Source organism: Undibacterium sp. Ji22W (assembly GCF_049340305.1).
Lineage (GTDB): Bacteria > Pseudomonadota > Gammaproteobacteria > Burkholderiales > Burkholderiaceae_D > Undibacterium.
This window is the reverse complement of record NZ_JBMPOU010000005.1, coordinates 137,265-160,565: the sequence shown is the minus strand read 5'-3', so window position 1 is coordinate 160,565 and position 23,301 is coordinate 137,265. Positions and strand designations below refer to the sequence as shown.

The window sequence follows — 23,301 nt, the reverse complement described above, 5'->3', positions numbered from 1 at the left end:
TGGGAAATCAATATGGCCAATCTCTCTAAGAAAACCTTAGGCATCGTCTTATTGTCAGCGGCGGTAGCAGCAGCTGGTACAGGATATTGGTGGACTAAAAAAAATAGAACCAGCGTTCCCGTCAGTGGTGATGCGATTGTGGCCAATCCCGATGCACCATTTGCTATGGGTTCCTGTTTAGCGCGTTTGCACGACGACAAGCCTGCTTTGGCAGTGATGTTTTCGCAAAGCGTCGATGCTGAGCAAGCACTGGATAAGTTAATAGAAGTGACTGATCTGGGTAGTACAAAAGTCGACTCGAGCAAATCAAAATCGTCTGATGCGACAAGCAATGCGGCATCTAAACCGAGCGAAATCATCAAAGGTGGCTGGATATTGTCAGACAATCCGCATGTCTTATTATTTCCCTTTGTCAAAGCTGGTCATAAATACCAAATTAATTTGAGTGGTATGTTGATTGCCAGTAGCGGTAAGAAGTTGGATAAGGGCCAGACCTGCGAAGTGGTCAGCGACGAAATGGCACCGTCTTACTTTTTTGCCAGCAAGGGCACAGTCTTGCCTGCGGGCTTGAACGGTGGCTTGCCGGTGGTGACAGTGAATATTCCTGAGGTGGATGTAGAGTTTTTACGTGTATCGCCAGAAAAACTGCCAAAATTTATTGATATGGTGGTTGGCAAAAATCGCCATACCCAAAGCGCTGAGAGTGAAGGCGAGGGAGAATCGGACGGCGAAGACTATTACGATTACTACGGAAGTCGTAATAAGTTGAAAGGCTTAACTTCAGGCTGGCAATTGAACGCTTTGCAAGGCATTGCCGAAAGCGTTTATCAAAATCGTTTTGTCACCAATGAAGTGGCGAATAGCCGCAAGGTTAGTTTCTTGCCCGTTGAAAAGATCTCCGAACTTAAAGAACCTGGTATCTATGTCGCCGTCATGCGCCGACCAGGTTTTTACGATTACGATTATCAAGTCACATATTTCTATGTCAGTGACATAGGCTTGCATGTACGCCGTCAATTGAAACAAACCGATGTATTCACCACTTCACTCAAAGACGGTAAAGCGCAGGGCAGTGTTGATATTGAAGTCTTAGGTGAACAAGGCAAAGTCTTATTGCGCGGTAAAACTGATAGTGAGGGACACGGGATTTTGCCGGGTTTGCCAAATGGCGCTAAATTATTATTAGCTAAGCGGGATAAAGAAACTTCTATCATAGCCTTGCAAGAGCCGGGTCTCGATTTGGCAGAGTTTGATATCGGCGGGCATTTACCACGCGATGCGAAATTATTTGCCTGGTCTGGACGTGATTTGTATCGTCCGGGAGAAAAATTTACCGCCTCGTTGATGGCGCGTTCGGCCGAAGGTGTAGCCTTGCCTGCGGCACCGATTAAAGTGGATCTAAAGAAACCCAGCGGTGATGTGGTCAGCTCCAGCATCTGGCAACCCAACCCTAAGACGCCCGGCTATTTGCAACACCTGATAGATTTACCACCCGATGCTGTTACTGGACGCTGGAGTTTAGAGTTCCGTGCAGACCCAAGTGCGAAGCGACCTGACTCGATTTACACTTTCCAAGTTGAAGAGTTTCTGCCTGAGCGCATGAAGTTGAGTTTGAAATCGGAAACAACACCTTTAACAGATGCTGCCAGTTTCGATGTTGGTGCTCAGGGAGACTATTTATATGGTGCACCTGCGGCGGGCAATCGCCTGCTCGGTAGTGTGGCGCAGGAACGTTTTAAGAATCCGGTTGCCAAAGACTGGCCAGGTTTTATCTTCGGTGATTTTGCCGATGATAAAGAACGTAGTCGTGCAGAATTAGCAGAAACGAGTCTTGACGATAGTGGTAAAGCGGAAGTAAATGTGCCATTTACAGCTACCGCAAAATCTCCGATTAAAGTACGTGCTGCCTTTAGTTTATTAGAATCGGGTGGCCGTCCAGTCGTGCGCTCGATTGAGCGCGTTTGGTGGCCAGCCGCCAGCATGATAGGTATCCGCCCTTTATTCGAAAAAGATGTGGCGCGCGAAGGTAGCATGGCTGAATTTGAAATTATCCGCGTGAATACCTCTGGGAAGTTTTCGACGTTAAAACAAGCGCCGTTTAAATTGGTGCGGGAAGATCGTGAATACTATTGGCGTTATGACGCAGGTCGTGGCTGGCATTCTGGTTACACCGAAGGTGAAGAAACTATCCATGCAGGCGCCCTCGAATTGAAGAATCGCGCCAAACTCACCGTGCCTGTGAAGTGGGGGCGTTACCGTTTGGAAATCACCGATCCAGAAACACATCTGGTGGCGCGCTATTTCTTCTACGCCGGTTGGAATGCGCAGGATAGTGAAAGTGTTGGCAATCGCCCGGATCGTGTGCGATTGCAATTAGAAGGTGCGCCAGCTAAACCAGGGAGTGATGTCAAGCTCAAAATTATTCCGCCACATGATGGTGAAGCTTTAGTGTTGGTCGAAGCGGACAAGGTATTGTGGAGCAAACGGATTGCGGTCAGTACTGAGGGGACAACAGTCAGTATCCCCATCAATAAGAGTTGGAATCGCTCGGATATGTATGTCTCCACCGTGGTTTTCCGTCCCGGCAGTCAAGGCGATAAAGTGACGCCAGCGCGCGCGGTCGGCCTGACATGGTTACCACTAGCGCGTGAAACACGTAAGTTAAAAGTCAGCGTCACCACGCCTGCCCAAGTCGAACCAGAGAAACGCATGATCGCCAAAGTCAAAGTGGAAAATGCGGCGGGCAAAAAAGCCATGGTGACGGTATCAGCGGTGGATGTGGGTATTCTGAATATCACGAGTTTCAAAACCCCAGATCCTTTCGATTTTTTCTTCGGCAAACATCGTTTTAGTGCTGAGCTGACGGACATCTATGGCAAGTTAATTGAGCGCATGGATGGAACCCCGGGAAAAATCAAATGGGGTGGTGACGCTGGTAAACGCGATACTAAGAGCATGCCGAAAAAAGTGAAGTTGGTCGATATTTTCTCTGGTCCAGTACAACTCAATGACAAAGGTGAAGCGGATGTGCCTTTGAATATTCCTGATTTCAATGGTACTTTGCGCGTGATGGTTGTCGCTTCTACCGATGAGGCTTATGGCAGTGCCGACAAGGAAGTCATCGTCAGCGCCCCTATCGTCGCTGAGTTGGCCACGCCACGCTTTATCGGTCCTGGCGATACCTCGACACTAGCGCTCGATGTGACCAATATGATGCAAGGCGAACAGAGTATTAGTATAAGGCTATCTGCCGACAAATTATTGAAAATAGCCGACGGTGAACGCACAATTAAGTTGACCCCAAAACAGCGTAATATCCTGCGCTTCAACATAGAGCCAACCGAACCATATGGTTTGTCACGTATCAGTCTCGACGTTAAGACAGCAGGCGATAAACCGGTCGTAATCCATCGCGAATTTGCGTTGCAAATTCAACCACCGGTACCGCGTGAACAAGATGCGCGTCGAATACGTATCGATGCAGGCGCGACACAAAAAATTGATGTGAATATGATAGAGCGCTTCTATCGCGGTTCGTCCACATTGAGCGTCACGATGTCGAATCGCCCTCCCTTGAATGTGCGCAGTATCGTCAAAGGCTTACTCGATTATCCATACGGGTGTTTGGAGCAAACCACCAGTGCTGCGTATCCGCATGTGTTCATCGATGAAGACAGTGCCAAAGCGGTCGGCCTGGCACCACGTACTCGTGAAGAGCGCGCTAAATTCATCGAAGGCGCGATCAGTCGTATTGCCGGTATGCAAGGTGCAGAAGGCGGGTTCCGTTTATGGAATGGGAATAGCGGAGCGTATGAAAATTACCTGACTCCGTACGTCACCAGCTTTCTTGCCGACGCACGTGATGCTGGCTTTAATGTGCCAGAAGAAATCAATAAGCGTGCACAAAAATGGATGGTGGAAAAACTAAACGGCGCAGCCAATCATTTTCCTTCATTGCCCGCAAATCTGAAACCAGATGCAAACGGTGCCTACGAATGGCGCGATTACGATTTGCTGCGTGATAGTCATCAGCGTTTTGCCGAGCTTGCTCACATCGGTTATATGCTGGCACGCGATCAGAAAGCCTCATTGGCATCGTTGCGCTTGCTGCATGATAGTTATCGTGATCGTGCAAAGTCGTCTCTGCCACTAGTTCATCTTGGCCTCGCATTGAGTCTCATGGGCGATCAAAAACGTGCGGATGTCGCGATCAATGAAGCGATGAGCAAACCGTATGGTATACGTGCGGGATGGGATTGGGATTGGCTGGGGGATTATGGTACCGCTGTGCGTGACCAAGCAATGGCGTATGCCTTATTGTCCCGTCACAAAATCAATCATCCGCAACGGGAGAACTTATTGATTAGTTTAGCGGATCGTCTCGGCAAAGCACGTGGTTATTATTCCACCCAAGAGCGTATAGCTTTGTTCTTAGCTGCACGCGCCGCCGGTGGTACAGTCACTGATCCGTGGAGTGTGGTTCTCAAAACCGCCGATGGCAGCAGCCCGTTGAGTTCTAAAGATAGCGCCAGCCGCCACTTTGATCCGGCGCTCGCCTTAAAAGGCATCAGTATCGAAAACAAAGGCAGCAATTCTCTATGGCTGGAAATTGAAGCTAGCGGTTTCCCTTTGAAATTGCCATTACCAAGTACGGAAAAAATCAGCCTCGAACGTAAGTGGTTCACCGTTGATGGAAAACCGTGGAAGGGCGGTAACTTAAAAGTCGGCGATATGCTGATTGCCCGCGTCACTGCCAGCGCCAAACAAATCATCGAAGACGCGATGATTGTTGATCATATTCCAGCGGGTTTAGAAGTCGAAAATCTGAATCTTTCACAAGGCCCACAAGCCGGTGAATTCAGTATTGATGGCGTTAATTTAGCGGCGGCGATGGCGGATGAACGCATCAAGCATAAAGAATACCGCGATGACCGCTTCGTCGCTGCAGTGCGCTTGGGCGACAGTAAGATTAATTTGTTCTATATGCTACGTGTAGTCACGCCGGGACGATTCCACGTACCTGGTACCTACGCCGAAGATATGTACCGACCAGAAATCCGCGCTTATGGCGCTTCGCCCGAGTCTGTGAATGTAGTTGATCCGCGTGGTGGAAAGTAGGCTGTCAGACAAGAATGTCTCAAGGATCCGGGAGCGTTCGGATACCTTGAGGTGACAGTTTTCAGTAAAAGTCGAAACAGGCGCGAGCAAAGCTGTCTAGTATGAGTTGTGCTCGTTTTCGATCTTTAAAAAATATCGAGTTTCAAGAAAATCGCGCCTAATGAAGACGCTAAGTTTGTCATGAGTAGGTCATAGGACTGCTTGTTTCTGGGTACACATTTTCAAGTTTTTTAAGTGAAAATAAAAGGTACTTTGGTTTAGTTTTTCTACTTCTTCGTCAAAGCGATCACCACCATTACCGCAACAATCGCCAACAAAACGGCGCCCGCTATTTTCCAATACGAGTAAGGCCGTTCACCCTGTACTTCACCTGTTTGTCCATTTACCAAAAAGCGATATGTCTTCTCGCCGTATTTGTAGGACGATAGCCAAATCGGTAGCAAAATGTGTTTGAAGCTGATGTTGGAGTAGCGTGGCTGCATAGACGTAATACGTTGATGGTCGCCGCCGATGTCGCTGCAAATCGCGTTGCGTATAGCATCTTCCATGATGGTTCTGGCGTCGATAAAGCCAGGCTCTAGTGCGACTTGGTAGGCTTCTACCGTGAAGCCGGATACATAATCATCGCGATAGCCTTGTAGCTTATTCAAATTCCACGGCGCCAGATTGTCGGCATATTGTTTTGGTAGTGTTTTAGAGGCGATCACTAAGACATCGTCGAAACTCACTTGCACTTCGCCCGCAGCCGGGTACCAATCCGTTTTGGTGACCTGACGTGTTTTGGTTTCGCCGTCTTGTACATAGCTTTCCGTGACGGTGTAATCCACACCGCGTTGTCCTTGATAGGTGGTGTCCGAATCAGCGTCATAAGTCCAGTACGGTGTGTAAATTCCTTTCAAGCCTCGCTCGGCGCGATAGGCACGTTTGAGTGCGTTGGGAGCAAACCATAGGCTGTTGACCCAGTCACTGAATTTCTTACGTGCTTCGCTCTCTTTGATATCGAATGGGGCGATGGCTTTGGGTTGAATCTGGCGCTTGGCATAAGCGTTGGTGGCGATCATCGGGGCTGCGCAAAATGGGCAACGATCCGAAACGATGTTTTGTGCAAATTGCGATTGCGCGCCGCAGCCTGTGCACTTAACGGTTTGTTGTTCTATTACCGTTTCGTTGCCCGCTTGCTTGCTCAAATAAGCTTGATAATCCAATTCTTCGTAGGCAATGACCTGTTCGGTTTCATCCGCTTCGATCTGATTTTGATTGCCGCAGTACGGACATTTGAGTGCTAATTGACCCGGTGCGAATTCAAGTTTGGCACCGCATTGGGTACAAGGATAAGTTTTGGTTGTCACAAGCTATTCCAAAAAACGATGGCGGTCATGGCGAAATTAATGTTGAAACTGCGGCTGATCTCACATCAGGAAATGGTTGTCCGATGTGAGATCAATTTGAACATGTTTTATTGTGGCGGCAGCGGGGGCGGCAGCGCTGCAAATAGATCTTGCAAATCTGTTTGTTCACCTGCTTTTACCCAGCCAGCCATGCCTTGACGCCAGACTAGGCTGTCGCGTGTCAATGTGCCATTAGCAACTTGTGTTTGCAAGCTTGCGCGCTCGAAAGGGCCAGCTTGTGCGCCGTTGATGGCGACAAAGTAGGGTATCGCTCCCGGTAACGGTGGCGGCGTACCACCAGCACCTGGCGAAGGGGCCGCATTCGCTTGAAACAGATTACCCATGCTTTGATTTAACATGCCACCGACACCAACGCCCATCATCGCGCCAGCCATGCCAGGGTTTTGTGCCGCATCGCGTAGCGCTTGTGCGCCTTGATATTGAGCGAACTGTTGCATGTTGCCGATGGCGCGCATTGCACCTTGTTGATCAATGGCTTTTTCAACTTCTTCCGGCAGACCGATGTCTTGAACTTGGACTTCGCATAGCTCTAAGCCGTACTGTTCAAAATCACCTGCGATTTTTTCTTGTATGCGCTGACCAACAATGCTGACTTTACTTTCTAAGTCGATGACGGGTACGCCAATTTCTGGCATGACTTCTTTGATGCGCAAGCCAATTTTGCCGCGTAAATTTTCTTCAATGTCTTGAATGGTGAAGTCTGCCTGGGTGCCTACCAATTCGAGTAAGACAGTTTTTGCATCTCGAATGCGCAGACCGTAAATGCCAAATGCGGTGACACGGACCACGCCAAATTCTGGATCGCGCATGGTCGCCGGACCCGCGGTGCCCCATTTTAAATTGGTAAAACGTGTGGTTTTGAAGAAGTAGACTTCGGCTTTGAACGGGCTATTAAAGCCGTACTTCCAGCCTTTGATCGTGCTTAAGAGAGGCATATTTTCGGTGCTGAGATCGTACATGCCAGGCATGAAGATATCTGCCACTTGTCCCTTGCCCATTTGGCCTTCATTGACCATGATCGCAACTTGACCTTCACGTACGGTGAGTTTCGCACCTATCTTGATTTCGTTTTGGTAGCGTTCAAAACGATGCACCATCACGTTAGGATTGTCGTCCAGCCATTCGATAATATCGATGAATTCATTACTTAATTTATTCCACAGTCCCATAGCTTGCTCCCATTCATGTAGTATCGCGGTGAAATTGACCTTGGTGCGTCAGTGCTACAAACTTGATAGCCTAGCGCAATTAACTTATTCAATAATTTAGTATTGCCTATTTGGCACAATACCACAAGTGCTGCGCCTGCATTTTCACACCCATGGGTTGCTATTCCTGTCCTATTTCCAGAAAATCACTCCAGCCTTGGACAAGCGTTCAAAATACGCCTGAACGAATTCAACAGGCACATTGCTATATCGCCCCGTTAAGATATCGCTGATGTCTGAAAGATTACGTTTGCCGTCAGCCAAGTTAAAGGCTTCATATTCCATTAATTCATTATCTCCACTTGGCAAGGTGATGTTATTCGGAATTAGCGGAATGCCTCGTTGTTTGAGTTCCGCACTCAAATGGTCGTAGTAGTAAACATGGAGTGGGCCGCGTATATCGGTTTTGCGTAGTGGAATACGCCGATCTTGTTTGAGTGCGGCAGGTAGTACGATGTTGTGTGTCGTAAAATTTTTCGTCAACGTATCGATTTCTTTGCTGGTCGTTGGCCACAAGTGCGCGAATGATTGCAAACGTAATTTGCTTTGTTCGTAGCTTTCGCGAATCGCTAAACTGGCTTCTCGTGCATCGTCAGTAAGTGCCGCACGCAGACGTGCCTGCGCTAGGTCTTTGTCCGCTTGCGCGCGACTGATTGCCAGAAGCCGTGGTGCTTCACTCGCTGGCAATGCAGCTAAAGTATAGGCGGTGGCAGCACCTAAATAGACAACGCGACCCAGTTTAGTCGCATCCAGATTTTCTGGCTGATCTTTATTGGTGTGGATAGTCACATCTGGCCAATCGTGAAAATACAGCATGGGAATGCCAAAACCCACAGCCTGAAATACTTCATGATCGCTGCCCAATTCTATTGCTCTGACATCGCCTAAGAACATGTCACGCGATGCACCCGGTGTGACAAAACCTGCGTAAGCATCACCACCGCGCTCCGCATATAAAGCGGAAGCTTTGACCACTTGATCAAAGAAAGCCTCGCCGATGTCATTGATTACGTGTGGCAAACTCGCTGCGCTGCGTGATAAATGAAAAGTCGAATGGGTAGTATTTAGCAGGGCACCGACCATATCCATGTGTATGCCCGCAACCAAGCGTTTAGCAATGTCTGGATGACGTGATAACCACGCCTGTGAACCAGCGATTTCCGGCGTCCATAAAAAGCGAATGTTCATGCGCGGGGCGCTGATCTGCCCGCGCTGGATGGCTTGTTGCAAGCTGCGTGCGACTTCCAAAATTGCCGCGCTGCCTGAGGCATTATCATTCGCGCCCGCAGACTGATGACAAAGATGCGCGGTGAGTATCACCTCTCCCGCAAGCGGATCGCTGCCGGGGATCATTGCGGATACCACGTCGAAATTGGCCGGCTGCATTTGCGCTTGAACGCTTGCGCGCACAGTGATGTTTTCGCCAACTGCCAAACGTTGCCTGTACTCCTGCGCCTGGCGCTTAGAGAGCATAAAGGCAAATGTATTTTTTGTATGATAGGGCGACAGATGTCCCCAACGCACCAAGTCTTGATCATCACCTGACCAGGCGGTCGTTTGGTTCGGAAAATCCGACACGATGCCGAGCGCACCGCGTTCTTCTACTGCGAGTTGATGCACGAGCGGCAAGGGACCGCTGGCGAGTACAATGCGACCTCTCACCTCACGATTAAGAAAGTCTTTGGCTGAACTGCCGGTACCGATGTCTACTAAAGCGGCAGAGACATTGGTGGTTTGACTATAGTCGGCTAGCGCGACTGGCGATTCTGGAAAGCGTGCAACCAGACGTGTGTGTGGCGTGACTTCCTCTAAGCTGGCGGTCTTGGCATCCCAGCCCAAATAGCTTAGAAAGTGTGCATAGCGGGTTTTCCAGTCAGCTGGAAATGATTCTATCTTGACCTCGCTTAACCCAGCCTGTGTCGCCTGGCTACGCATCCACTCGGCCGCTGCCGCGTAGCTTGGTGAACCATGTACTCGATGAAAGCGCCCTAGGGAGCGCACGCTCTCCAACGCCGCTTGACCATTCACGTTGGCGTGAATGGCATCGGGTACTTGATTCGGCCAGAATGCAATCTGACGTTGCTCAGCGTGAATTGGCGTCGCAGAAAAAAACATACTCAGTGTCATGCTGAGCCCTGTCAATTGGGCAATGAGCGTGGTTGTTTTCAACTTAATCTCCAGAAAAGATGTGGGGTGGTGCCGAACTGGTGAGGTCGATGGAATGCCTAGTCAGCCTAGACGAAGTAATCAATATAGATGGTCAACATATGCAGCTAATATAGCATGCTGCATGTTAGTATCTGTGTGCATAAATTAAGGCTTTTTGGCGGCAAGTTTGATCTGAATAAATTAACATTTCATCTATGAAATACATCTTTGCTCTGGTATGTATGATTGTTAGTTCAAGTGTGAGTCAGCTCGGCATTGCCTGCTCATGCCCAGTCACTTTGCCAGCAGAGCGACAAGCGGTGAATGCTATTTTGCAAGATGCTAGTCTGGTGTTTGTCGGTAAAGTCAGCGCTAGTATGTTGCCAACATTAAGGCTTCCAAAAAGAAGTTTTCGGTTTGATATACAGGAAAATTTCAAAGGTGCGATAGGTCAATCTGTCGTCGTGTATTCAGCCTTGAGTAGTGCCGAATGCGGTACCACCGTTGCGTCTGGTAAGACCTATTTGGTAGTTGCTTATGGCTCAGTGAATGCGCCGCTGATTCATGCTTGTGAGCGTCCGGCTGAAGTCGAGTTTGCTAGCGAACGTTTGACGATTTTACGTGAGCGTCGAGCGCGTCGCGGAACTTGAACTAAACAGTTTGAATTAACCAATCCTGCGTGGCCAGGATACTTTTTCTATCTGCAAGATATTTTGTGATGTTTGCCTTTCACGAGTAAATCATGATGAGCCTATTTGACATACGCCCCATGCATCTCAATGACATAGAGAGTGTGTTGCGAATTCAAGCTGCATGTTACAGCGGTGACATTCCCGAATCCGCGAACTCTTTGCGTGCCAAACTTGTAGCCGCTCCACGCAGCTGCTTTGTGGCGACGGCGGAAGATGAAGTGATTGCCTATCTGATTGCGATTCCCTGGGTCTCGACAGCACCACCGGAATTGAACGCACCAGACTGCGATATTCCCACACATGCAGATTGTTTGTATTTGCATGACTTGTCGGTGCATCCGAATGCCCGCAAATCCGGCGTTGGCCGCGCTTTAATCGAATGTTTTTTCGCCCGTTGCGCGCAATGGCAATACGCACAAGCATGCTTGGTGGCAGTACAAAATTCTGCCGGCTATTGGCGTCGATTTGGTTTTCAAACAGCACCAGGGTCGACGTTGTTAGCGGAAAAACTGGCAAGCTACGCTGCCGATGCAGAATTTTTGATTTATCAAATGCATGGTTCGTATCATTAAAGAGTCGAGATCCCACACATATTTATACCTTGCCTATTTGATCGACGCATGATTGGCAAATAATGCGTCCCAGTTTGGACGACCAGCTGGTATTACCCTACGCAGGGACGACCCTGCATTAAAAGTCCAAAGGAATTAGTATGAATTGGTTGATGTTAGTCTGTGCGGGTTTGTTCGAAATAGTCTGGGCGATAGGGTTGAAGTACACCGATGGTTTCACGCGTCTGTGGCCAAGTGTGGGGACAGCGCTTGCGATGTTGATTAGTGTGAGCTTACTAGGTTTGGCAATGAAGTCTTTGCCGGTCGGCACGGCTTATGCCGTGTGGGTAGGCGTAGGGGCAATTGGTACAGCTATACTCGGTATCGTGTTATTTGGCGAGGCATTGAACGCGGCGCGTGTTTTGAGTCTGCTATTGATTTTGGGTGGCATTATAGGGTTGAAGTTGTCCAGTTGAGCAATGAGCTTGAGTCTTAGCACTGCTGCGCTGCTAAGTGCAATAAAAATTGTTGAGTGTAGCGCCGATGTCTATTTCTCTATATTTTATGAGTAAGTAATGCTAGGCTGCGAATTCCTCAAATTCACTTCGGTTTCAGTATGTTTTTTCTCCCAGCTTTGCGGCGCCCATCGCGTCTAAAAATGACGAATATCGCCTGTATTTTGACGTTGTTGCTGACAGTGTTTTCTAGCTCTGTGACACAAGCCCGTGGTAAAAATGTATCGAGTGAATATGGTCGTCGCCTTGAAGTTGAAATGCAGCTGAGTGGCGAGGAGCTGGCGAAGCTCGCTGCGTTTAAACCACCTGCAGAAAATTTACGGGCACTTAGTCCGAATCAAGCCTTAACGGCCACCACAGAAAATTGGGTTGGTGAACGCCTAAACGCTAGCAAGGATAATGGTCCGTATACGATGGTCGTTACCATCACGGGCAAAGCAAAAGCGGACGGTGACGCGATCACGTTGTGGAATTCAGGATGGTTTTTTGGAGATCAGGGGGCACGTACGACATCGTTCCCAGGTTTGACAAAACTGAATGTGAAGGCCGGTGAGCGCGTGGAGATGACCAAGGCAGCGCAGCCAACACGTTTTAAAGAGTCACGTGCCATTCAACCCATGTTGGAATTGGTAAAAGCCGAAAATTTGGAGTTTGAATCTATTAAAGTACAAATCTGGTCTGGTGTCGGTGAAAATTCTTGGCGTGATATTTTGATGGCATTTCGTTGGCTAATTGGCGGTATTGTATTTGTGGCTCTGCGCTGGTGGTGGGTAAAGCGCTGATCGTTTATTCTATTTGGTCAGATCGCGTGTTATTGTCCGGTCAAGGCAAACTAAGAGAGGTAGTGAAAAGGCATGAGTACATTCGCAGAAGACATTAAGAAATTCAATGGCATTTACAAATTACCGGTGAGCCAAGTGCCCACGTTAGAGGTTGGTGTTCCAGCTGCGCAGCGGATGGCGGCATTTAAAGATATTTTGATGGAAGAAGTACATGAGATGGATGAGATCATCGCTGCGCAAAATGCAGGTAAGGATCCGCTCGAAGTGCTGACGATGTTGGCTGATTTATTGGGTGATATCCAAGTGTATTGCGCCTCAGAGATGACAAAGTTTGGTTTGCCGCTCGATCAGGTTTTAGCGATCATTATGCAATCAAATTTTTCAAAACTTGGTGCTGATGGCTTACCGATCTATGATGAGCGAGGCAAGGTAATGAAAGGACCGGATTACTGGAAGCCAGAGCCAAAAATTCAAGCCATGCTCGCTGCGCACAACAAGAACCCAGACTAGATATTCAAAATAACCCCGGAAAATATGAACGAGAGCATGAAAAAGAAGGTGCTGTACGGACTGATGTTGATCTTGTGCATTGGCGTGGCTGGATACGCCACTGTAGCGTATGCCGTGTTCCCGTTGGGTGCTTTGGTGCATCCAGACATGAAGGCAAATTTTGAACATCACAGCCTGATTGTTTATGCGCATATTTTTGCCTCTAGCCTCGCTCTGCTGATTGGCCCGTGGCAGTTTTCAAAAAAATTACGGACTGGTAAGCCCCGATGGCATCGTGCCCTTGGGAAAGCATACTTGAGTGTTGGCGTATTGCTCGGTGGCGTCGCTGGCTTGCTGATGGCAGGTCTAGCGTACGGTGGTCTGGGCTCTAATCTTGGCTTTGGTATCCTCGCAGTCTTGTGGTTATATACTGGTGCGCGTGCATATTGGGCGATACGGCATGGTGACGTGGTGATGCATCAGCGCTGGATGATACGTAATTTTTCGCTCACCTTAGCCGCGGTGACTTTACGTATTTATTTACCTTTATCGTTGGTGTTTGGCTGGCCATTCGATATCGCCTATCCGATTATTTCTTGGTTATGCTGGCTTCCTAATTTGTTGATCGCAGAATGGTTATATAACCGCCCGATTTCGGTGTAACTGTTTATCGGTTTGAAGGCGAGAACGTCATTTGAAACAAGGCTGGTATTCGTTTCCAATTTTCGGTTTTTTTTGCAACAGTGGCTTGATTTCAGATAGACAAGCTGCGAGCCCATGCGTAAGCTAATGCGCGCTTACTGGTAAAAAAGGTAAGTCCTTAAGATAAAACATCGCATAGAAAATAAGGAGACAGACATGGGCTTTGATAGAAAATATTTGATATCTGCTTTGGGCTTTGCGGCAATCGGGATGTGTTTAGGAATCTTCATGGCCGCTACGCATGACCACGGTCAGCATGTGACACATGCACATATTTTGTTGATTGGTTTCGTTGTATCTATGATGTACGCCATCATTCATAAATTGTGGCTTGTGGGATTGACTGGAGTGTTAGCGAGAGTGCAGTTTGTATTGCATCACTTGGGCGCGGTTGGAATTGGCTTGGGACTATTTCTGTTGTATGGACGCTTTGTTGCCGAAGATAAAGTGGAACCCCTGTTGTCAGGTTCTTCTTTGGCGGTGCTGGCGGGAGTATTGATGATGCTATGGATGGTGCTGCGTGCACCGGCGTCCAAGTAAATTTAAATTTTGTAGATTCAATGGGCGCGGCTTGCTGGGTGCAGGTCTGCGCCAATTGATTTACCGATCCAGGTTTACACTTTCTTCAAGTAGCAAGCTTTCAGCATAAAATTTCCGGCATCCATTTTGCAATCGACCTCATGGTCACCGCCGACCAAGCGGATACTCTTCACTTTGCTGCCTTGTTTCAAGGTGATCGAAGAACCTTTCACCTTCAGATCTTTGATCAATACGACGGCGTCGCCATCGGCTAAAACATTACCATTTGAATCTTTGACAATGCGCTCGTCAGATTCCTCGGCAGCCGCTTGCATCGGCCATTCGTGGCCACAATCGGCACACACATAATTGGCATCATCAGGGTATGTGTTTTCCATTCCACAAACGGGACAGGCTGGTAACTGAGACATAATTTCTTTCATAGAAAAGCGTTAGACCCGTTAGTATAACCGACACACCCCTTGAAATTGCGATCACGATGTTTGATGTAGCTCGATAAAGTTGAATGTTGTGCTGTTGTAGCGCGAATTTAAAAGAAGATCCTTGTATCGCTTGAAAGAAAAAAGGCGGTGAACTATTCGTTCACCGCCTTTTCAATGGTGTTTATTGCAGGACTTGCCGTATTAGTTGATAGTCGCTTTCACCGTCAAAGCACTAAACGCTGCATACGCATACACCCCAATATAATAGCGGCCGGGGACTGGTGCGTTAACGGTACAGGTTTCAACTGACGTTGCACCGTCTGATTTACACTTGTACGCCGCAGTCGTTGGTTTCACGCTCAGTTGTGAATACAAATCAGCATCACCATTCGCACCATTCAATGAGAATACGACGCTGGTTTTGCCTGCTGGTACGTCAATTGCATAGTATTTCCAAGTACCAGTAGCTGCGCTTTGATTTGCGAGTCCGACGCCGCTGCTGAGCATCACATCGGCTGGCGGTGTACTGCCGACTAAAGTGCCTTTCATCGCGTAATAGCCGAGTGAAGAGTAGTTGGAGAAACCGTTTTGTGGCGTACCTTCTGCACCACCTGCAATAACCAGACGATAATCTCCAGCACCTAAATTCAATCCGATAAATTCAGCAGAACGATTCACTGATTTATTGCTACTGGAAACTAAAGTGCCCGCGGCGTTATAGATTTTTGCGTCGACGTCTAACATACCGAAGTACTCAATTGGATCAACCTTCAAATCTAATTTGCCATTCCCGGTCACGGTGAAAGTGAAGGCATCAGTGTCGCCTGTTTTTTCGATCTGGCCAAAATTGCTCAGTGGATCAATATTACCGGCGCCATCCAATACAAGTGCTTTGCCTGAAGGGTTATCATCGGCCACGTAAGGGATAGATTCATTCACGTTCATGATGCGTAAGTCATCTTCAAAGTTAGTCGCAGTATTGTATTCACCCTTGCTCCATGTCCAGCGACTTGCTGCCCAGTTTGCACCCATCCAATAGTTGCCCATAATAGGTCCCCATTGGTACGCCGCAATCCCTTCAAAGTATTCGCCACCGGTGCCGCCATGATCATGATTCATGCCCATCTGATGACCAACCTCATGTGCCGCGGTCATACCTATGCCATAGCCATAGTCGAAACCACTTGAAGGATTGCGATATAAAGTGCCGGCCGAGGTGGTGCCGAAGGCACTCAGTGGCGCATTGGAGCGGCCATCTTGATTGACAAAATTGATCACGCCGGTACGCAAAATATTTGCCGATTTTGCGGTGTTATATACAGTTGGATTGGTGGTGATGTTGATGTTGTACATCGAATACTGATCGGCCACGATCTGCCAGGCACGGTACATATTTTCTTTCGTTACGCCATTGAGTGGCGTGCTCCCACTCATCACCGCAGAATGATTTAGGTAGAACACCCACGGGCTGCCAGGCTTACTTTCTAACTTAGTGACATCTTCGTTATTGTAAGGACCAATATGACGTGCTTGACGCAAGGCCATTGTGCTGTAAACAGGATGAATTGCACCTGCGAGATTGTTGACCGTGGTGGCTTTTAACCAGCGTTCATCCAAGTCAGGAATGACCTTGCTGATCGCTACTTCGGTGACACTGACAATACCTTTTGCATCGGTGCTGTATTCGTAAGCTTTTTTCTCGTCATGCTTAATCAAATAACCATGCAAATTTTTGGCGCTGCCTTTCAGATAAAAACTGGAATTGGCTGAGCCACGTGCTTTACCTGAAACCGACAACATTCCGTCTTTGAAATGGAAATCAGTGATGTCAGTCTCAAGGTGTTTGGTCTTTGAATTACTGCCCTCGCTGGACCGCAATAAAGCAGGAGTTGGATTCGCGTGTTGATTTGCCAGCAAGCGTATCAGATTGTCGGCACTCCCGATCTCTTGCCGTGCCGCGAGAGTGTCTGCCGCTATCGCACTGACCGCGCTTAACAATAATGCGCCAAGCAAACTAGAACGCAATGCATATTGCGACTTTGATGATGATTTTTTCATGACTGTCTCCTCTGTAGGATGTTGATTATTTGTTTGTTGATTGATAGTCGATCATAGATTGCCGTTGTTGGGTGAATGCCTACATCTCGCATTTCACGACCGACGGATTTCGCTCAGAATGAAAAAACTTGTAGTAAAAGTTTTGCCAAAATGAACCAAGAAAAGCAGAGCGAGCACAGAGTTAAACAGAAAATGAGAAGAATTCAATATACTTTTGGTATATTGAAATTGACCTGATTTGTATATACAAACAGCATGACTTTTCGATAAATTTTATTTGTGTCTCAAGCTCAATTCATAATTCTGTAGTTTGAGATCTTGTAGCATCTAATTAAGTTTTAGTCGTATTTTTATCAAAGAACTATTTACTTAAAAGTACTTAATTAAAACACTATTTTTTGTGGTTTTTTCTTAAGAGCGATCGGGTTTGTTACTTTCCAAGGGAAAGTGCTTATGTGTAGTGACATAAGCTTGATGGACGCCTAAATAGACAGAATTTCACTTGCGGTAATGCGCTGCATTGCGGTGAGTTCATCCACCCGGATCAAGTGAAGCATGTGAAGGAAACAAATGCATATAGCCAACCGACGCGGGGCGATAGCTTTGCATTGTTAGTGAATAAGAAGTGCTAATCCAGATACCTGTGTTGAGTCGCAAATTGCGCGATTTCACGCGCTGTACAAATCGGTATGAATTGGAGGTCGAAACAAACCTCACAAAGTCGATAGAGTCAAAGCGAACAAAGCGGTCAAAATTGCGTAAGTCTTCAAGCGGGCAAAATAAGTGCCTGACAGGAGTAAAACTTATCGCGCTTTCGTAACGCTATTGAATTTTGTTAATGAAGCGTTGATCTTACTCATCATAGCCGATGTCACATCTTTGCTACAGATGATGTAACGATCCAATCCCGGGGGCATGCCATCAATATCGACCTGCGTGAGTTCGCTTAACTGAGCATCTTTGCTGCTAAGATAACGCCAGTCCTCTCGGTCAATCAACATCATTGAGGCACGATTAGCGTTGATCATCCTGACCATGATCATGGGTGCGGCACTACTACGGATGATTTTGTTTTTGCTGCTCAAAAATAGTTGGTCCAATTGCTCACCATACGAAACACCATCGACGATCGCTAAACTTAAGCTAGGATCTGCAAGTAAGGACTTTAAATTTTTGTGGTTACGCACTTGATTTAATGCGCCATTTCCGACCAACAAGGTGTGCGGCGGATCTTTATAAAAGCTTTCGCTAAACTGAACGAGTGCTTCACGCTCTGGGATTTTGTACCAACCGAACGAACAATAATTTTTTTTACTATTCGTGAAATTTTGCCAAATCCTTTTAGCAGGCTCTTCAACAAATATGGTCTTGATTTTGCTATCGGCAAACACCTGCTTGGCTAATTCTAAGAGATCCCCTTTTTCCTGCCCATTTTCGATATATTGATGGGGAGGCTTTTCGCGCCAGGCAACAGTTAAACTTTGAGCCTGCACTGGCAATGCGGATAGGGACGCCAATGTACATAACACAGACAATAAAGGATGACGCAATCGCATCGGATGTTCGCCTTCACAAAGACCTAAGAATGACCGTGAGTGTAAGAATTGGCAGCGCGCAAGACATGCGCGCTGGATTGGAGTTTGTTTCGGGTTATGGCTTGAATATTTCGCATTGCCGCATTTCGCAACGGGCTTTGATCTCACGACCATCGTCACATTCAATACGATATACCTCAACTGGGCTCTTCCGGTAGAGCAAGCCGGCGCCTTTTTTCGATTCGCAGCTATTTTGCTTTGCGATGCGCTCCACTGTCACAGACGAAACGCCTAATTCGAATGGCACTTTCTCGATTTTTACTGGAGTGCTAGCCATATCGTTGACTGAATTGGTGGCAATCAGCTCAGGACTGGGTTTGCTGATTGGCGCCGTAATTGCGGATGGATTAGCGGATGAATTCGAAGATGCAACAGGTGTTGTAACTGGGTAAGTTACGGTAGAAGTTACCGCCGGACTTGGTGCATTACTAGCAACGGACATTCCCGATTGTTTTGTTATTGCGCCTGAAATTTCCAATAATTTCGATTCTCTTACACCAGCTTGCCCTTGTGCCTCGTCGACCAATTGCAATTTTGTGCGGGCGTAAAGCAATCCCATTTTGACCTCTTGCCACACGTAATAATTTTTGCCAGCCTCGGTTGCGAGATCTAGCGTGAAATCATTCTCAGCTTTGGACACTAAGGTGTGTTTGCCGGGCGCGACGCCGATAGACAGGTAAGATTTGGGGCCAGTCTTGCCGATTTCTCTGCCATCTAAATCGATTGGCATTTGGATAGCCGCACCCATAAACTCATTGCGATAAATGTATAAATTAGCTTGATTCGGATTAGTGGCAAAAGTTTTGGCTTTTGCATCCTCTTGGGTACTCGCTAATTTTACTGAAGCGCAGCCAGTTAACAGACCAGTCAAGCTAGCGCCCAAGAAGGCTATCGTAGCAAATTGTTTAAATAAACGCACCATGGTTTTCCTGTATATGATAAGGCAATATGAAAATCTAAAGCAGTGCAGCTATTTAAGCAAATTCTCGAACTTTAGAGAAGGAAAAAGTAACATTTGTCGATGCAATTGACCGGAAATGGTGGTTTTGGCGCAAGCCAAGCCAAATGCGATTCTGCTTTCATACGCATTGCTCGTATCAACACAAAAAAAAGCGCGCAGAACTTGCGCGCCAAATTGTGAGAAAGTGAAATATTGGCTAGGCTTAAACTAGCTTGCGAGCCGGCAACAAGCGTCCTTCGACTTCACCAAAACCTATGCGTGGCGCACCTTCTTTTTGTGCCCAACCCCGCATAATAATGCTGTCCCCGTCTTCGATAAAGATACGTTGTTCGCCATTGCTAAAGATAATCGGTTTCTTGCCACCCTCGGTGAGTTCTAACAAAGAACCAGCTTCTTCTGCGAGAGGCCCTGATTGCGTTCCCGATCCCAAGAAATCACCCGCGCGCAAATTGCAGCCATTGACGGTGTGATGGGTCACCATTTGAGAAACTGTCCAATACGAATGACCAAAATTGGACAAGGATAAGCGTTGCGCTGGCGTACCGTCTGCACGCATTTTTTCGGTTTGCAATAAAACTTCAAGTTGAATATCGAAAGCGCCTGTGCTGCGTAAGTCTGCGTTGTCCAGATACGGCAGAGGTTGTGGATCAGCAGCGTCGCGACTCCAGGCTTTGCGATAAGGTGCTAAGGCTTCCAAAGTAACGACCCAAGGAGAAATCGTTGAGGCGAAATTTTTTGCCAGGAAGGGGCCTAGTGGTTGATATTCCCAGCCTTGCACATCGCGTGCTGACCAGTCGTTTAACAAACACATACCAAAGACATGCTGCTCGGCGTGATCGATATCAATTACTTCACCCAGTGCATTCCCTTGTCCAATAAAAACGCCGACCTCGCATTCGTAATCCATGCGTTTGGCGGGACCGAACGATGGTGTAGTTGCGTTCGGTGGCATGGTCTGACCGATAGGGCGGTGGAACCGTTGGCCAGATACGCCGATAGACGAAGAACGCCCATGATAGCCAATCGGTACCCATTTATAGTTTGGCAATAATGGATTATCTGGGCGGAATAATTTACCCACCGAAGTTGCATGATGCACGGAAGTATAAAAGTCAGTGTAGTCACCGATCTGGGCCGGTAAGGCATATTCGGCATCGACCTGTGCTACCAGTGTGCCAACTAATTGTTTTTGTGCGAATGCACCTTCTCGCAGCGCATTGGACAATGCCAGACGCACTTGCGAAGAAACTTGATTTCCCAAATCCATTAGCGCATTTAAACTCGTCGCAGTTAAGCCATGTGCTAAAGCGGCATTGCTGATGTCGGCGAAAACGCCCGCGTGCAGAGCAATACTTAAATCCACAATCTGATCGCCAATCGCTACACCTATGCGAAATTGTTCGTTGCTACCGGCACGGCGAAAAGCTGCAAATGGCAAATTCTGAATCGGAAAATCAGTGTGGCCATCATTCGCAGAAGCGACCCAGCTGCGCAATGCCGGGTTATGCGTTTCGTTTAGTTGTACAGACATAGTGGACTTTCTTTACTAGATAAAATATTCAAGTGCGGGAACAAGAAAACGCAGAGCGACAATTTCCTCTCTGCGTTTCCATTCTTTGCGCCTCGTTGCGGTTTTCAGTGTGCTTCACTGTACCTAAGCTGCGCTGGTCATTTACTTCTGCGAAGGATTAAAATTTTTCTTTATCCCTTGCCAGCATTGGAAGTAATCGGCTTGCAATTGCGGGGAATCCATCGCTGCACGGCTAGGTTTCAGGATAGTACAGGTTTCTATCATAAACGCCATCGTGTCATCGACTTTATGTGGTGTGCTGGTATCAATGTTGCTAGCCTTATCAAAGGTTGGCGCATCTGGCCCATGACCACTCATGCAATTATGCAGGCTTGCACCACCTGGGCGGAAACCGGTCGATTTCGCATCGTATTGACCGTGAATCAAACCCATAAATTCACTTGCAATATTGCGATGGAACCAAGGTGGACGGAAGGTATTTTCTGCGGCTAACCAACGAGGTGGAAAAATTACAAAATCTATCGTGTCCACGCCCGGAATACTGCTTGGCGACTGCAACACCAAAAAGATCGATGGATCTGGATGATCGTAACTAATGGAGCCTATCGTATTGAAGTGACGCAAATCGTATTTGTACGGTGCCATGTTACCGTGCCAAGCGACGACATCGAGTGGTGAATGGCCAATCTTCGCATTCCACAAATTGCCACTAAATTTTGCGACTAATTCGAAGTCACCTTCACGGTCTTCATACCAGGCAGTCGGTGTCAGAAAATCGCGCGGATTGGCGAGACCATTGGAGCCGATTACGCCTAAATCGGGCAGCTTTAACATCACACCAAAATTTTCACAGACATAACCCCGTGCGCCGCCATCCGGCAAACTGACTTGAAAACGGATGCCGCGTGGGATGACAGCGATTTCTTGCGGCTCAATATCGATCAAGCCCATTTCTGTTTTAATGTGCAAACGACCTTGCTGCGGAATGATCAATAATTCGGCATCCGCATTGTAGAAAAATTTATCCGTCATGTCGCGGTTGGCGGCGTATAAATGAATCGCGCAACCAGTTTGTGCATCGGCCGAACCATTGCCCGCCATTGTCAGCCAACCTTCGATAAAATCAGTCGACACCACAGGCATAGGCTGCGGATCCCAACGTAGTTGATTTGGGGTGCTCGGCACTTGCGCAAAATCATTGGTCATCATGCCATTTTCAATTTGTACAAATGGCTGATGCATCGCCGCTGGGCGAATGCGGTAAGTCCATGAACGACGATTCGCATGGCGCGGCGCTGTAAACGCAGTGCCAGAAATTTGTTCTGCATATAAACCATAAGCGCATTTTTGCGGCGAGTTTTGGTTGTGCGGCAATGCACCGGGCAGGGCTTCGGTCGCAAATTCATTCGCAAAACCACTCATGTAATGAGTATTCATCGTCTGGCTCCTCAGAAACTATCGCTGGCTCAGATCGGCCAAGCTGAATTAGGGGCGCGCAATCTATCAAAACTAGCGCGGGAATTTTTTAGTATTCGTTAATGTAGTGCAAACCTGTCATTTTTACGATAGAAATACTAAAATGTAGATCATTCACAAAATCAATAATGGGGCGTTCTCTGCGAGGCGAAAATGATAGAAGCCAAAGATATCGATTTAAACTTACTGGTGGTTTTTCAGGAGGTGTTTCAAGAGCGGCAAATTTCCAGTGTTGCGCGCAAACTCAATTTGTCGCAACCCGCCGTTAGCAATGCGTTGGCACGTCTACGCAAAACCTTCAACGATGAATTATTCGTGCGCACTTCGCAAGGCATGCAACCTACGCCGCTGGCTCAGCAATTAGCCGAGCCAGTCGCAGCGGCTCTCAGTCATATTACGAAAGCCTTGAATCAACATGAGACATTTGAGGCCGCCAGCAGTCAGCGTCAATTCACCATCGCGATGACAGACGTGGGTGAAATGTATTTCATGCCTATTCTGGTGGAACAGTGCCGACGTCATGCGCCGCAGGTCCAAATCGCAACAGTGCGTGCAAATAGCGTTGATTTGATGGCAGAACTGGAAACCGGACGTATCGACATCACGCTCGGTGCATTTGATCAGGTTTCAGATGCTTTATATCACCGACGCTTGTTTCGGCAAGACTATGTCTGCATGTACCGGCGAGGCCATCCAGTGATGCGTGAGGGCATATCGAACAAAGAGTTTTTGAGTGTCGAACATTTGATAGTATCGACGCGAGAAAATCCTTATGACAAGATCAACCAGAGTCTGGAGAAAGTAGGGATCACCGCCAGCAATAGCTTTACAGTGCCGCATTTTTCCTCGGTACCCTATATCGTTAGTAGTACCAATTTGGTGGTGATCGTACCGCAAAAACTCGCTGTGAGCGCGGCCGAACCGTTCCGTTTGAATTTCTGTAAGCCACCAATCAAATTACCGACTTTGCAAACAAATATTTTTTGGCATCGGCGATTTGCCCAAGATGAAGGCAATCAGTGGTTACGCAATTTGCTGGTTGAATGTTTCTCCGATGGTGCGAAATAAGAATTTCTGGCGATGCCTTCAGCGAACTGTAGGTAG

Annotated in this window: 18 protein-coding genes; 9 read left to right on the top strand and 9 right to left on the bottom strand. The window is 47.6% G+C overall.

Features of this window, described 5'->3' with window-relative positions:
- The first annotated feature begins 12 nt into the window (after positions 1 to 12).
- The gene (locus ACO0KW_RS20075) at positions 13 to 5,118 is read left to right on the top strand and encodes an alpha-2-macroglobulin family protein (RefSeq protein WP_423055118.1); all 5,106 of its coding nucleotides are present in this window, start codon (positions 13 to 15) and stop codon (positions 5,116 to 5,118) included.
- A gap of 266 nt (positions 5,119 to 5,384) precedes the next feature.
- On the opposite strand, the gene ACO0KW_RS20070 is transcribed toward ACO0KW_RS20075, so the two are convergent.
- From ACO0KW_RS20070 to ACO0KW_RS20060, 3 genes are all read right to left on the bottom strand, one after another.
- Positions 5,385 to 6,467 carry a hypothetical protein gene (locus tag ACO0KW_RS20070; RefSeq protein WP_423055117.1) on the bottom strand — a complete coding sequence of 361 codons (1,083 nt, stop codon included), beginning with the start codon at positions 6,465 to 6,467 and terminating at the stop codon, positions 5,385 to 5,387.
- A gap of 107 nt (positions 6,468 to 6,574) precedes the next feature.
- The gene (locus ACO0KW_RS20065) at positions 6,575 to 7,696 is read right to left on the bottom strand and encodes an SPFH domain-containing protein (RefSeq protein ID WP_423055116.1); all 1,122 of its coding nucleotides are present in this window, start codon (positions 7,694 to 7,696) and stop codon (positions 6,575 to 6,577) included.
- 171 nt (positions 7,697 to 7,867) lie between these two features.
- The gene (locus ACO0KW_RS20060) at positions 7,868 to 9,904 is read right to left on the bottom strand and encodes a DUF4910 domain-containing protein (protein ID WP_423055115.1); all 2,037 of its coding nucleotides are present in this window, start codon (positions 9,902 to 9,904) and stop codon (positions 7,868 to 7,870) included.
- 221 nt (positions 9,905 to 10,125) lie between these two features.
- Here ACO0KW_RS20060 and ACO0KW_RS20055 point away from each other — a divergent pair, with 221 nt between their 5' ends.
- The 7 genes from ACO0KW_RS20055 to ACO0KW_RS20025 all read left to right on the top strand — a co-directional run bounded on the left by ACO0KW_RS20055 (position 10,126) and on the right by ACO0KW_RS20025 (position 14,154).
- A complete protein-coding gene (locus ACO0KW_RS20055) occupies positions 10,126 to 10,533 on the top strand; it encodes a hypothetical protein (protein ID WP_423055114.1) in 408 nt (135 codons plus the stop codon).
- 92 nt (positions 10,534 to 10,625) lie between these two features.
- On the top strand, positions 10,626 to 11,147 hold the full coding sequence (locus ACO0KW_RS20050) for a GNAT family N-acetyltransferase (protein ID WP_423055113.1): 522 nt from the start codon (positions 10,626 to 10,628) through the stop codon (positions 11,145 to 11,147).
- Positions 11,148 to 11,287: 140 nt separating this feature from the next.
- A complete protein-coding gene (gene sugE / locus ACO0KW_RS20045) occupies positions 11,288 to 11,602 on the top strand; it encodes a quaternary ammonium compound efflux SMR transporter SugE (RefSeq protein WP_423055112.1) in 315 nt (104 codons plus the stop codon).
- Positions 11,603 to 11,742: 140 nt separating this feature from the next.
- Positions 11,743 to 12,423 (top strand): hypothetical protein, encoded by a 681-nt coding sequence (locus tag ACO0KW_RS20040; RefSeq protein ID WP_423055111.1) that lies wholly within the window; start codon positions 11,743 to 11,745, stop codon positions 12,421 to 12,423.
- A gap of 72 nt (positions 12,424 to 12,495) precedes the next feature.
- Positions 12,496 to 12,933, top strand: a complete 438-nt coding sequence (locus tag ACO0KW_RS20035) for a pyrophosphatase (RefSeq protein ID WP_423055110.1) — start codon at positions 12,496 to 12,498, stop codon at positions 12,931 to 12,933.
- A gap of 36 nt (positions 12,934 to 12,969) precedes the next feature.
- Positions 12,970 to 13,575 carry a DUF2306 domain-containing protein gene (locus tag ACO0KW_RS20030; protein ID WP_423055109.1) on the top strand — a complete coding sequence of 202 codons (606 nt, stop codon included), beginning with the start codon at positions 12,970 to 12,972 and terminating at the stop codon, positions 13,573 to 13,575.
- 195 nt (positions 13,576 to 13,770) lie between these two features.
- Complete coding sequence (locus tag ACO0KW_RS20025) at positions 13,771 to 14,154, top strand: hypothetical protein (protein ID WP_423055108.1); 384 nt, start codon at positions 13,771 to 13,773, stop codon at positions 14,152 to 14,154.
- A 74-nt stretch (positions 14,155 to 14,228) separates the two neighbouring features.
- On the opposite strand, the gene ACO0KW_RS20020 is transcribed toward ACO0KW_RS20025, so the two are convergent.
- From ACO0KW_RS20020 to hmgA, 6 genes are all read right to left on the bottom strand, one after another.
- A complete protein-coding gene (locus ACO0KW_RS20020; RefSeq protein ID WP_423055107.1) occupies positions 14,229 to 14,564 on the bottom strand; it encodes a zinc ribbon domain-containing protein YjdM in 336 nt (111 codons plus the stop codon).
- A gap of 213 nt (positions 14,565 to 14,777) precedes the next feature.
- The gene (locus ACO0KW_RS20015; RefSeq protein ID WP_423055106.1) at positions 14,778 to 16,634 is read right to left on the bottom strand and encodes a pre-peptidase C-terminal domain-containing protein; all 1,857 of its coding nucleotides are present in this window, start codon (positions 16,632 to 16,634) and stop codon (positions 14,778 to 14,780) included.
- Positions 16,635 to 17,437: 803 nt separating this feature from the next.
- Positions 17,438 to 18,190, bottom strand: a complete 753-nt coding sequence (locus ACO0KW_RS20010) for a transporter substrate-binding domain-containing protein (RefSeq protein ID WP_423055105.1) — start codon at positions 18,188 to 18,190, stop codon at positions 17,438 to 17,440.
- Between the two features lie 94 nt (positions 18,191 to 18,284).
- Positions 18,285 to 19,151 carry a DUF2846 domain-containing protein gene (locus ACO0KW_RS20005; protein ID WP_423055104.1) on the bottom strand — a complete coding sequence of 289 codons (867 nt, stop codon included), beginning with the start codon at positions 19,149 to 19,151 and terminating at the stop codon, positions 18,285 to 18,287.
- Between the two features lie 241 nt (positions 19,152 to 19,392).
- Positions 19,393 to 20,721: a fumarylacetoacetase gene (gene fahA / locus ACO0KW_RS20000; protein WP_423055103.1), complete on the bottom strand. Its 1,329-nt coding sequence runs from the start codon at positions 20,719 to 20,721 to the stop codon at positions 19,393 to 19,395.
- 141 nt (positions 20,722 to 20,862) lie between these two features.
- Positions 20,863 to 22,158: a homogentisate 1,2-dioxygenase gene (gene hmgA / locus ACO0KW_RS19995; RefSeq protein ID WP_423055102.1), complete on the bottom strand. Its 1,296-nt coding sequence runs from the start codon at positions 22,156 to 22,158 to the stop codon at positions 20,863 to 20,865.
- 192 nt (positions 22,159 to 22,350) lie between these two features.
- On the opposite strand from hmgA, the gene ACO0KW_RS19990 reads away from it, so the two are divergent.
- Positions 22,351 to 23,265 carry a LysR family transcriptional regulator gene (locus tag ACO0KW_RS19990; protein ID WP_423055101.1) on the top strand — a complete coding sequence of 305 codons (915 nt, stop codon included), beginning with the start codon at positions 22,351 to 22,353 and terminating at the stop codon, positions 23,263 to 23,265.
- Positions 23,266 to 23,301: the final 36 nt, after the last annotated feature.

Coding starts and splice junctions, on each gene's coding strand:
- ACO0KW_RS20075 (WP_423055118.1), top strand. CDS start 13: ATGGCCAATCTCTCTAAGAAAACCTTAGGCATCGTCTTATTGTCAGCG.
- ACO0KW_RS20065 (WP_423055116.1), bottom strand. CDS start 7,696: ATGGGACTGTGGAATAAATTAAGTAATGAATTCATCGATATTATCGAA.
- ACO0KW_RS20055 (WP_423055114.1), top strand. CDS start 10,126: ATGATTGTTAGTTCAAGTGTGAGTCAGCTCGGCATTGCCTGCTCATGC.
- ACO0KW_RS20050 (WP_423055113.1), top strand. CDS start 10,626: ATGATGAGCCTATTTGACATACGCCCCATGCATCTCAATGACATAGAG.
- sugE (WP_423055112.1), top strand. CDS start 11,288: ATGAATTGGTTGATGTTAGTCTGTGCGGGTTTGTTCGAAATAGTCTGG.
- ACO0KW_RS20040 (WP_423055111.1), top strand. CDS start 11,743: ATGTTTTTTCTCCCAGCTTTGCGGCGCCCATCGCGTCTAAAAATGACG.
- ACO0KW_RS20035 (WP_423055110.1), top strand. CDS start 12,496: ATGAGTACATTCGCAGAAGACATTAAGAAATTCAATGGCATTTACAAA.
- ACO0KW_RS20030 (WP_423055109.1), top strand. CDS start 12,970: ATGAAAAAGAAGGTGCTGTACGGACTGATGTTGATCTTGTGCATTGGC.
- ACO0KW_RS20025 (WP_423055108.1), top strand. CDS start 13,771: ATGGGCTTTGATAGAAAATATTTGATATCTGCTTTGGGCTTTGCGGCA.
- ACO0KW_RS20020 (WP_423055107.1), bottom strand. CDS start 14,564: ATGTCTCAGTTACCAGCCTGTCCCGTTTGTGGAATGGAAAACACATAC.
- ACO0KW_RS20015 (WP_423055106.1), bottom strand. CDS start 16,634: ATGAAAAAATCATCATCAAAGTCGCAATATGCATTGCGTTCTAGTTTG.
- ACO0KW_RS20010 (WP_423055105.1), bottom strand. CDS start 18,190: ATGCGATTGCGTCATCCTTTATTGTCTGTGTTATGTACATTGGCGTCC.
- ACO0KW_RS20005 (WP_423055104.1), bottom strand. CDS start 19,151: ATGGTGCGTTTATTTAAACAATTTGCTACGATAGCCTTCTTGGGCGCT.
- fahA (WP_423055103.1), bottom strand. CDS start 20,721: ATGTCTGTACAACTAAACGAAACGCATAACCCGGCATTGCGCAGCTGG.
- hmgA (WP_423055102.1), bottom strand. CDS start 22,158: ATGAATACTCATTACATGAGTGGTTTTGCGAATGAATTTGCGACCGAA.
- ACO0KW_RS19990 (WP_423055101.1), top strand. CDS start 22,351: ATGATAGAAGCCAAAGATATCGATTTAAACTTACTGGTGGTTTTTCAG.